Source organism: Sulfurovum iocasae, assembly GCF_047716765.1.
Lineage (GTDB): Bacteria > Campylobacterota > Campylobacteria > Campylobacterales > Sulfurovaceae > Sulfurovum.
In genome coordinates this window covers 1,570,049-1,580,932 of sequence record NZ_CP180410.1, presented here as the reverse complement: position 1 = coordinate 1,580,932, position 10,884 = coordinate 1,570,049, and the positions used below count along the sequence as shown (strand labels likewise).

The window sequence follows — 10,884 nt, the reverse complement described above, 5'->3', positions numbered from 1 at the left end:
TATTACCAATCAATACCCTCTTCCGGCAATCCCTGATTCTCATCATATATCTCTTTTTTACACCCATCAGGTTTTGACTCGCAATATTTATTGTAAGCCATCTTAGCTACAATTATCAGAACAACAAAAATAATAAATAGCATTAACGGCTTCTTAGGATTCGGCATTTAGTGCCTCACTGCCTTGAAGTTCACACAAATCATTTAGTGATTTGTTGCATTGTGTTTTAACATTTATAATTCTTATCATAATAACACTATAGCAAAATTATTTTAGATATAATAATTTATAAATTTTCAGAAGTACTTATGGAAGGTATGCTTGCATGATAAAGAAATTACACATAATTCTCATTTTGACAATCTCTTTGCTTTTTAACTCTTGCGGTTCTAATTCGGGTTCCGGGACAATAATAAATGCAGTTGTAACAGATACAACAGAAACTTTCTCTTTGGATGAAAAGCAGTTCCTACATAATTTATTTTTAAGCGAATATCTATGGTACGATGATGTGGCTTCAAATATCGATTATACTCAATATACAGACCCTCAATTAATGATCAATGACTTAAGGATCTCTCCACCTGATGAGTGGAGCTTCACTATGACACAGCAAGAATATGAAAATTATACCAATCAAAAAACAGCAGGGTTTGGATTCGGATATACATCTGACTTTGTTGTCTACCTTGTACGTATCAACGCTCCAGTATATGGTCTATTGTTTAGAGGAGACCAAATTCTTGAAATTAATGGGGAAGCTGTTACAAATACTCTAGTAAGTCAAGTAAGCCAAAATTTGAATGTAAGCAGTACTTTTACGGTACTAAGAGATGGAAGTGAAATTGATGTTACACTCACACCAAGTGAATATAGTTTCAATGTATCCCTTGGAAAAATTATCACACAGGGTAGCAAAAAAGTAGGTTATTTACGCTTTGACTCTTTTACTGAAAGTTCAGTAGCTGAGTTTGAAACTATCTTTACAACATTTTATAATGGAAATATAGATGAACTAGTCATTGACCTTCGTTACAATGGAGGTGGATCAGTAGCGACTGCAAGTGCTTTACTTGATAACATCACCAATGCTTATGCCAGTCAAAGACAGATGTATCTTGATTGGAATGCTAATTATAAACATAACAATGCCAGTTATACATTTGAAGATACCGATATGCAAGATGGTAATGAGCTGAATATACAACGTGTCTTCTTTCTTGTAACTAGAACCTCTGCTTCTGCAAGTGAAGCGGTTGTCTCTGCTCTTGTACCTTACCTTGGAGCAGATAATGTTATAACTATCGGGGATGATACACATGGGAAACCTGTAGGAATGAGTGGTAAAACCTATGGGCTAAATTACTATTTTCTGATCAATTTCCTTGTAAGAAATAATGCCGGAGATACCACCAGTTTTGATGGTATCCCTACTACCTGCACGGCAGATGATGATCTGACACATCTTATGGGTGATGAGAATGAGACAATGCTAAAGACAGCACTTTACTATATAGAAAATGGTTCATGTCTTTAGGAGAGAATATTAAGATGCATGGGAGTATAATAGTCCTATGAAAAACCTTCGTAATGCACTCTTACTCAAACAACTTTATCAACTCAAGCAGTTAGGCTACAATTATACTAACATAACAGCTTATAAAGAAGATCAACTGGATCTTTCTTTGCCAAATACACTTGAATCACTCCAAAAACAAGCACAGAACTGTCATCTTTGTGAACTCAGTAAAAGTCGTGGGAAGGTTGTATTTGGTGAAGGTAACCCTCATGCTGATATTCTCTTTATAGGAGAAGCACCGGGAGCTACTGAAGATAGCAGCGGTAAACCTTTTGTAGGTCGTTCAGGTGAATTGCTTACAAAGATGATAGAAAATGTACTACAGATCTCCCGTAGTGATGTTTACGTCACAAATATAGTCAAATGCCGTCCACCAAACAATCAAGTTCCAACACCAACTCAGGCACATACTTGCCAACCCTATCTTTTAAAACAGATAGAACTTATTAAGCCAAAACTGATCGTGACATTGGGGGCTACTGCTTATCATTATCTTACCGGTGATGAAACGTGTATTACTAAAATACGAGGCACTCTCCATAAACAAAATGGATATACACTTATCCCTACCTATCATCCAAGTTATCTGTTGAGAAATCCCAGTGCTAAAAAAGAGGTATTTGAAGATTTATTGAAAGTAAAAGATTTGATCTAGAGCAGACAAATATATTTTTGACATATCTTGACATATTTAAGATATACTTTTATATCTTAATATAAGTATCACATAATTCATTTAAAGGAGTGTATCATCATAGTTAAAGAAAGTAAAAGGATATCACTTATGCCTATCAAATTACTTATATTTTTGATCATTCTTTTCTTGCTGCCTACTACTCTATTGTCTGCCTTACCCATAGTTAATTTAGAAAAAAACATATCTTCTTACAATGATTTTCAAGTAGAATACCTTGAAGAAAAATCCGGTGTATCTCTTGGCATAGAAGAAATATCAAAAATGACTTTTACAAAAACAATTTCTAATGCCTTTACCTTTGGATATAACAAAAATAATTTCTGGTTCCGTTTCTCGATCCATAATGATTCAAAAGAAGCAAGAACAATGGTATTGGAATTCACAGAGATATTCCATAAAACAACGGATCTCTATATTGTCTCCGACCAGCAGATAATTCATAAAAAAAATGGATTACGTGTACCTGTGGAAGAGCGAAATATCAGAGAAGCAAACCCTGCTTTCTCACTTCATTTTGCACCCCATGAAATTAAAGAACTCTATGTAAATATAGCTTCTATTTATGCTGTTTTTGGTTCATTACAGTTAAAAACACCCGAACAGTTTCGCAAAGATACTCAACTGAAAAACAATATATACTTTTTCTATTTTGGTGCAGTCATCATCATAGCGTTATATAACCTGTTTATCTTTTTTTATTTCAGAGAGAAGATTTACATTTATTATGTGAGTTATGTATTGATATTCGTCCTTTGGGCAGCAAATTATAAAGGTGTTTTGCTTCCATATATAAGTATGAAAACTTATGATATCCTGCAGATCACCATCCCTATATTCTTTACCCTACTCATCCTGTTTACGCAAACTGTCTTAGAAACAAAAAAATCTTTCTCATTCTTCCATAAAATCTTAAATGGATTTTTAGTAGTTTTAGGTATTAGTTTTGTCTGGATGCTTCTCTTTATGCATTCTGGTTTTTACTTTATGAACTTATGTGCATCTCCTCTTCTTCCTTTTTTGCTATTAGTTGCTTTTTGGGCTCTCCATAAAGGTCAAAAGTTTGCAAGGATATACTTGCTTGGACTAATTATCTATATTATAAGTATGATGCTGATCAGTCAACTTGCACTCGGTATACTTCCTTATTCTATTCTGCTTAGCAATGCACCGATTATCGGCTCTGTCTTTGAGATCATGCTCTTTTCACTCTTGCTTGCCTATCGAATCAACCTGTTACGTGAAGAAACGTTAGAGGCGCAAGAGAAACTTATATCACAACAACACACAGAAAGTTCACGTCTATTTCATGCAGTTGCAGAAAAGACTGTTGCATTAAATATTGCCAATAAAGAACTTGCTAAAGAACTTGAAGAGAACAAAGAATTAGAAAAACATCTCAAGTATCAAGCATCAACAGACTCACTTAGCGGACTGATGAACCGAAGATATTTTTTTGATACATGTATAAAAGAGATGGCACATGCTATACGTTACGATACAGGACTCTCTTATCTAACTATCGATATTGATAACTTTAAAGCTGTCAATGATACTTATGGGCACCCCTTTGGTGATGAAGTTATCCGTTCTCTGGCACAACAAATGATTGAAAATAGCCGCACTACAGATTATATCGGGAGAATAGGTGGTGAAGAGTTTGCTATACTTATGCCTGCAACAGGTATGGATTCGGCATTTCATATAGCAGATAGGCTCAGAGAAAATATAGCTAAACATAACATAATATTCGAAAACAGAGTTGTACAGGTAACTGTGAGTATAGGATTAAGCTGTTATAGAAAAAAAGATAACGATATACAGACCATTATAAAACGGTCTGATAAAGCCCTCTATGAAGCAAAGGATAGTGGTCGAAACAAAGTCTGTACTGCTTAAAGCATTACGCCTCTCTCGCAGTCGTTTCAATCTGCTTAACGATAGACGGATCCTCAAGTGTTGAGATATCTTGCGTGATCTCCTCATGTTTTGCAATAGAACGTAAAATTCTTCTCATGATCTTACCGGAACGTGTTTTAGGCAAACCGGGTACTTCGATGATATGATCTGCTTTAGCAATGTTACCGATCTCAGTAGCGAGCAATTCATTGATGTGATTCTTGATATCTGCATTGATATGCCCCTCTTTAAGTACAATATAAATGAATATAGATTCACCTTTAATGTCATGTGGACACCCAACAACAGCCACTTCTGCCACAGAGTTGTCTTCTTTCACTGCTGCTTCGATCTCAGCGGTACCCATACGGTGACCAGATACATTGATCACATCATCTACACGACCAACAATAGTGATGTAGCCGGCTTCATCAGCTACAGCACCATCACCGGAAAAATAGACCGGCTTGCCATCTTTAGCCACATCACCAAAATAGGCTTTTTTATAACGCTCAGGATCACCCCAAATATTTCGTATCATACTTGGCCATGGCTTCGTGATACAAAGCAATCCCGGCTCCCCTGCTTCTTTAGATATACCCTCATAAGAGAGGATCTCTGTCATGATACCAGGCAGTGCAAATGTCGCACATCCAGGCTTAATAGGTGTTGCACCAGGCAGTGGTGTAATGATATGTCCACCTGTTTCAGTCTGCCACCATGTGTCAACGATGGCACACTTGGAATTACCCACTGTTTCATAGTACCATTTCCATGCTGCAGGATCTATAGGTTCACCTACCGTTCCAAGTACTTTAAGTGAAGAGAGATCATATTTTTTAGGCTCATCTTTACCCATTTTATGAAGTACACGAATAGCTGTCGGTGCTGTGTAGAACTGTGTGATCTTATGGTCTTGTACCATCTTCCATGCACGTCCTGCATCCGGATAGATAGGAACACCCTCAAACATGACTGTCGTTGTACCCGCAGCAAGTGGTCCATACACGATGTAGGTATGCCCTGTGATCCAACCAACATCAGCCGTACACCAGAAAATATCATCACCTTTCACGTCAAAGACCCATTCAGTGGTCATTTGCGCCCAAAGGATGAAGCCTGCAGAGCTATGCTGTACACCTTTTGGTTTTCCTGTACTACCGGAGGTATAAAGTAAAAAGAGCGGATCTTCACTATCCATGATCTCAAAAGGACAAACATCTGACTGAGATCTGATCAATTCATTATAGTTATGGTCTCTACCCTCCACCCACTCTATAGGTTCATTGTTTCTCTTTACCACAAGTACCGCTTCGATACTCTCTCCACCTCTAAAGAGTGCATCATCAACCACATTTTTAAGAAGATAAGGTTTCCCTTTTCTATATGCACCGTCTGCCGTAATGACGATCTTTGCTTGAGCATCTTCTATACGGTCTTTAAGTGCCTCAGCAGAGAATCCACCAAATACGATAGAGTGAACAGCTCCTATTCTTGCACATGCAAGCATCGCATAGGCTGCTTCAGGGATCATGGGCATATAGAGTACAACTCTGTCACCTTTAGTTACCCCAAACTCATTTTTAAGCAGATTTGCCATTTTATTGACGCGCTGTGAAAGCTGTGCATAAGTGATCTTCTCTACATCACCTCTGTCACCTTCAAAAAGAATTGCTGTTTTATCTGCTTTATCTGCTAAGTGTCTGTCAATACACTGGTTTGATACATTAAGTTTCCCATTGGTGAACCATTCATAAAAAGGTGCATTACTCTCGTCAAGCACTTTATCATAGGGTGCTAACCAGTCTATCTTCTCATCAGCAAAACCTTTCCAAAACCCTTCATAGTCCTCTATAGCTCTGTTCTGTAACTCCCAATACGCATCCATACTTGGAATATACGCATTTTTTGCAAACTCCGGATTTGGTTGATATAGACTTTTTTCTGTACTCATTTAAAACTCCTATATGGTTATATATTTATATTGTAACATATAGTAAAGTATTTGAATATAATAAGGTTTAATAAGTTAGGATAGATTGGCAAGGGGAAATTAATCCCTTGCCATATTTTTATTTGATCATCATATCAAGGTATGAGAATCTAGCATGTACTACAGTTAGCCATAGCTTCGATCTTTGCTACGATTGATGGATCTTCAAGCGTAGAGATATCTTGAGTGATCGCTTCACCTTTTGCGATAGATCTTAGAATACGTCTCATTATTTTACCTGAACGTGTTTTAGGCAGACCCGGTGCAAAGATCATATCATCACACAGTGCGATATTACCGATCTCTTTTTTGATGATATTGTTGATCGCCTTAACCTCTTCTATTTCATCTGCCACACCCTCATCAGACTTAAGTACAACATACGCAAAAATACCTTCACCTTTGAGAGAGTGCGGTTTACCTACAACCGCTACCTCTGCTACATTATCATGCTTTTTGATCGCTGCTTCAACTTCTGCTGTTCCCATACGGTGTCCGGAAACGTTGATAACATCATCTGTACGACCAGTGATCGTGATGTAGCCATCTCCACCATACACTGCACCGTCACCTGTAAAGTATACTGGTTTGCCATCTTTTTTCACATCGCCGAAGTAAGACTTTTTGTAACGCTCCTCATCACCCCACACACCACGGATCTGTGATGGCCAAGGGCGTGTGATACACATATATCCACTCTCCCCCTCTCCCACTTTTTCACCAGTCTCAGGGTCAAGGATCTCAGCTATGATTCCCGGTAGTGGAAGTGTTGCACATGCCGGTTTGATCGGTGTAGCTCCCGGTAATGGAGAGACAACATGACCACCTGTCTCAGTCTGCCAGTATGTATCTACGATCGCACATTTACTCTGACCTACTTCCTCATAGTACCATTTCCATGCCGGTGGATCGATAGGCTCACCTACCGTTCCAAGTACTTTAAGGGAAGAGAGATCATATTTAGCCGGCTCATCCTCACCCATTTTGTGAAGTACACGTATGGCAGTTGGGGCTGTATAGAACTGATTGATCTTATGTTCTTCTACCATTTTCCAAGGACGTCCTGCATCAGGGAAGGTAATAACACCCTCAAACATTACAGTCGTAGCACCCATTGCAAGCGGTCCATACACAATATACGTATGCCCTGTGATCCAACCCACATCTGCCGTACACCAGTAAGTATCATTTTCTTTTACATCAAATACCCACTCCATAGTCATTTGTGCCCAAAGAATGTATCCAGCAGTGTTGTGCTGTACCCCTTTTGGTTTACCTGTACTTCCTGAAGTATAAAGTAAGAAAAGTGGATCTTCACTCTCCATAGGTTCAGCATCACATTTTCCTGACTTACTCTTGATAAGTTCGTTATAAGAGTAATCACGTCCAGCTACCCAGGTTACCTCTTCATTGTTTCTTTCTACAACCAGAACTTTTTTAACCGGTGTATCACCTGTCAGTGCTGCATCTACCACTGGTTTCAACATATATGGTTTTGTTTTTCTGTAAGCACCATCTGCTGTGATCACTACTTTTGCTTCAGCATCTTCAATCCTGTCACGCAGTGCTTCAGAAGAGAATCCACCAAATACAATAGAGTGGATCGCACCGATACGTGCACAGGCAAGCATTGCATACGCAGCTTCAGGGATCATAGGCATATAGATAACAACTCTGTCACCTTTTTTAACACCAAAATCCTCTTTAAGAAGATTGGCAAACTTGTTTACGTTGTAGTAAAGATCGAGATAGGTAATGACCTGTTTATCCCCTCTGTCACCTTCGAAGATGATCGCAGCTTTATTCTTACGCGTTTCTATATGACGGTCGATACACTGATGTGCAACATTGAGTTGACCACCATCGAACCACTTCACGAACGGTGCATTACTTTCATCCAGTACTGTATCAAATGGCTTGAACCAATCTATTTTCTCATTTGCATAATCAGCCCAGAATCCTTCATAGTCATCTGTCGCTTTTTTAACTAACTCGTTATACTCATCCATACTCTTGATGGTTGCATCTTTAGCAAATTCAGGGTTTGGTTGATAAATATCTTTTAACATTTTATTCCTTTTTTCATGTATATAATTAAAATAAGTCTAACATATTTTATTCGCGAAAGGAAGTAAATTTAAGAGAGGTTTTTAAATAGGAGTAATTTACTCCTATTTGTAACATTCTTCCATAATTACTATCCAAATATTGACTTGTACCTGATAAATCTAAAAAATCTTTTTTAACATATTTATCTCCTCGTCGTCTTAACAGATTTACTTTGTTTTAATTTGAGATACATCATTGCTGTCATTACTGCATCATTAAGCGCATCATGTGCTTGCAGTTTTGGTAATGCCAACTCTTCCAAGATCGTATCAAACCTCAAATCTATATTTCCTTGAGGAATAGTGGCAATTTTTTTATCATAATAGATCGCAGATACCTCCTCTTTTTTATTGGGTAAAGTGATACCAAACATCGGTTTGATATATTTGTTTATCATTGCTACATCAAATTCAAGATAATAACCGACAAGTTTTCTGTTTCCAATATAATAAAGAAACTGCTCTATCGCTTTTTCTATGGGTATAGCTTCGCCCAAGTCACAATGACGTATTTGGTGGATAGTAATACTCTCATGATTTATCTGCTTGTTTTGCTTAACAAATATATGTATAGCTTCATTTGTAAGGATTTTATTTCCTTTTACTTTTACTGCTCCAATAGAGATAATGTCATCAATTTTTGGGTTTAACCCTGTGGTTTCACAGTCGAAAACAACCACTTCATCATTCTGCGTATCATCAAACAAAAATGCAAATCGTTCATCACTAAGATGTTTACGGTTCCATTTTAGTTTTAAAGTATTGAACATATTAGCCCACCATACTCAGATGAAAATGGTAACTCACTACCTTTTTAAACTCTTCAACCGTTTTGAGAGCCTCTTTAAGCGTATCTCTTTCAAGTTTACTCAAAGTGCTTAAACAGATATAGTTATCTATCTCTTTTTCTTTTTCAAGTTTTTCCAACTGAGAATGCAGTCTTAAGGTATTGATGACTTCCAACGTTTCAAGTAGATCTCCGGCATCTTCTTTACTCATATAGCCAATATCATTCAGTGCCTTGATACGCTCTGTAGTATTGGTTTTATGGATTCCATGTTCAAGTGCCAAAGCTCTTACACCATGAATAAGTGCGAACAAAGCCCCCTTTTTAATATCTATCTCGTCTTTATGTCCTTTATCACTTGACACAAAACGGGAAAATAACCCAAGTGGAGATTCAAAGCTCTCTATAGATCTTGCAAAATGTGGCAAAAACGCTTTATGCTGCTTTATCTGTTCCATTAAAAAATCACGAAGATCTTTAAAAATAGAGATCTTTCCTGCAACTGCAAATGTATCAAAAAAGATAGCCATATCCATAAGATCATCATTGCCGGGTGAAGTGATCCATCTGCGAATATCCTCTTTATATTTTGTTGTACTTTTTGCCCATTTAGGATTAATGACCATCACATTTCCCTTACATCTTGGAAAACCTATTGCATCCAGTGTTTCTGTAAATTTTAAAGTGATCTCTACTTGATCTTTCGGTTCAAATCCTTCTTCAAAGATCAATCCGTTATCCTGATCTGTTTTGAGTATTTGCTCACCTCTGCCTTCACTCCCCAAGAGTATGAGTGTACATCTGTCATGCCATTCATGCGGGAAAATAAGCTCAAACAGTTTTGCATACATTTTTTTATGCATTTCAGATACAAGTCTCGCAATATATCGTGATTTTACACCTTTTAAATGCAATGTCTTGATCATGGTATCAATTCTCTTTGAGGCATCGATCACGCTTTGAAGATCCGTTGCTTTTTCTATCTGTACATGAATGATGTGTGACTGATTTGCAAAATGACTGAGCAGATCGATCAATTCAAGCAGACCGATCACTTCTTCCTCTGCATTTAAAACAGGAAGATGTTTAATGGAACGCCCTGTCATTAAAAGAAGCACATTAAAGAGCAACTCTCCTTCTGTAACAGAAATAATAGGATACGTTTGTATCTGAGAAATGATCGTCAAATTCTTTTCTTCATGGTGAAGGATATACTCTCTAAGATCAGCATCGGTAACAATACCGTATCCTGATTCATTTTTCACAAGCAATGCTACGGCACTTTCATTTTCCATCTTGGTGATCGCATCAATAATAGGCATAGTATGATCTACAATACACGCAGAGTGCAAAATACTGTCATCAACACGTGTCAGCATCATATCTGCCATTTTAGCACTCTCTTTTCTCTCTTTAAGCATATCCATTCGCTCTACAATGGAAGAGAAAAAATAATTTTTAAATTCACTGTTTTTCTGACACAATTCTAAAAATACTTCTTTAGGTATTTCATAACATATCAATTCTTCATTGACTTTGTATTGATATGCTGATGGCTGATTTTTTATGAGTTCTATTCCACCAAAAACATCATCATTATGATAAATATCTATCAGTTCTTCACCATCTTTGGATTCAACAATACCTTTAATAATAAGGAAAAAAGTAGAAGGTATTTCATTTTCTTCAATTAGTACAGTATTTTCAGGATAATACGCAATTTGGGCACTCTCTTCTATACGTTTAAACGCTTTATTGTCCAAGAGTGAAAAAGGAAGATATGTTTTTAAGTTGTTTAACAGTGCTATCATTTGTCTGATCCTC

General features: G+C 37.2%; 8 protein-coding genes. 3 read left to right on the top strand and 5 right to left on the bottom strand.

From position 1 onward, the window contains the following. Nucleotides 1-2: 2 nt before the first annotated feature. The gene (locus ACLHDG_RS07725; protein ID WP_415405645.1) at nt 3-167 is read right to left on the bottom strand and encodes a hypothetical protein; all 165 of its coding nucleotides are present in this window, start codon (nt 165-167) and stop codon (nt 3-5) included. A 158-nt stretch (nt 168-325) separates the two neighbouring features. On the opposite strand from ACLHDG_RS07725, the gene ACLHDG_RS07720 reads away from it, so the two are divergent. The 3 genes from ACLHDG_RS07720 to ACLHDG_RS07710 all read left to right on the top strand — a co-directional run bounded on the left by ACLHDG_RS07720 (nt 326) and on the right by ACLHDG_RS07710 (nt 4,172). Beyond that, complete coding sequence (locus ACLHDG_RS07720) at nt 326-1,537, top strand: S41 family peptidase (RefSeq protein WP_415405643.1); 1,212 nt, start codon at nt 326-328, stop codon at nt 1,535-1,537. A 37-nt stretch (nt 1,538-1,574) separates the two neighbouring features. After that, nucleotides 1,575-2,234 carry a uracil-DNA glycosylase gene (locus ACLHDG_RS07715; RefSeq protein ID WP_415405641.1) on the top strand — a complete coding sequence of 220 codons (660 nt, stop codon included), beginning with the start codon at nt 1,575-1,577 and terminating at the stop codon, nt 2,232-2,234. Between the two features lie 129 nt (nt 2,235-2,363). Then, on the top strand, nt 2,364-4,172 hold the full coding sequence (locus tag ACLHDG_RS07710; protein ID WP_415405639.1) for a diguanylate cyclase: 1,809 nt from the start codon (nt 2,364-2,366) through the stop codon (nt 4,170-4,172). A gap of 4 nt (nt 4,173-4,176) precedes the next feature. Here ACLHDG_RS07710 and acs (ACLHDG_RS07705) read toward each other — a convergent pair whose 3' ends face one another. The 4 genes from acs (ACLHDG_RS07705) to ACLHDG_RS07690 all read right to left on the bottom strand — a co-directional run bounded on the left by acs (ACLHDG_RS07705) (nt 4,177) and on the right by ACLHDG_RS07690 (nt 10,871). After that, a complete protein-coding gene (gene acs / locus ACLHDG_RS07705) occupies nt 4,177-6,126 on the bottom strand; it encodes an acetate--CoA ligase (RefSeq protein WP_415405637.1) in 1,950 nt (649 codons plus the stop codon). Between the two features lie 149 nt (nt 6,127-6,275). Beyond that, nucleotides 6,276-8,234 (bottom strand): acetate--CoA ligase, encoded by a 1,959-nt coding sequence (acs, locus tag ACLHDG_RS07700; protein WP_415405635.1) that lies wholly within the window; start codon nt 8,232-8,234, stop codon nt 6,276-6,278. A 182-nt stretch (nt 8,235-8,416) separates the two neighbouring features. Then, nucleotides 8,417-9,043 (bottom strand): 3'-5' exonuclease, encoded by a 627-nt coding sequence (locus tag ACLHDG_RS07695; RefSeq protein WP_415405633.1) that lies wholly within the window; start codon nt 9,041-9,043, stop codon nt 8,417-8,419. Between the two features lies 1 nt (nt 9,044). Beyond that, nucleotides 9,045-10,871: a putative nucleotidyltransferase substrate binding domain-containing protein gene (locus tag ACLHDG_RS07690; RefSeq protein WP_415405631.1), complete on the bottom strand. Its 1,827-nt coding sequence runs from the start codon at nt 10,869-10,871 to the stop codon at nt 9,045-9,047. Nucleotides 10,872-10,884: the final 13 nt, after the last annotated feature.

Excerpts from the sequence above, each read along its gene's own strand:
- ACLHDG_RS07725 (WP_415405645.1), bottom strand. The coding sequence starts at position 167 with ATGCCGAATCCTAAGAAGCCGTTAATGCTATTTATTATTTTTGTTGTT.
- ACLHDG_RS07720 (WP_415405643.1), top strand. The coding sequence starts at position 326 with ATGATAAAGAAATTACACATAATTCTCATTTTGACAATCTCTTTGCTT.
- ACLHDG_RS07715 (WP_415405641.1), top strand. The coding sequence starts at position 1,575 with ATGAAAAACCTTCGTAATGCACTCTTACTCAAACAACTTTATCAACTC.
- ACLHDG_RS07710 (WP_415405639.1), top strand. The coding sequence starts at position 2,364 with ATGCCTATCAAATTACTTATATTTTTGATCATTCTTTTCTTGCTGCCT.
- acs (WP_415405637.1), bottom strand. The coding sequence starts at position 6,126 with ATGAGTACAGAAAAAAGTCTATATCAACCAAATCCGGAGTTTGCAAAA.
- acs (WP_415405635.1), bottom strand. The coding sequence starts at position 8,234 with ATGTTAAAAGATATTTATCAACCAAACCCTGAATTTGCTAAAGATGCA.
- ACLHDG_RS07695 (WP_415405633.1), bottom strand. The coding sequence starts at position 9,043 with ATGTTCAATACTTTAAAACTAAAATGGAACCGTAAACATCTTAGTGAT.
- ACLHDG_RS07690 (WP_415405631.1), bottom strand. The coding sequence starts at position 10,871 with ATGATAGCACTGTTAAACAACTTAAAAACATATCTTCCTTTTTCACTC.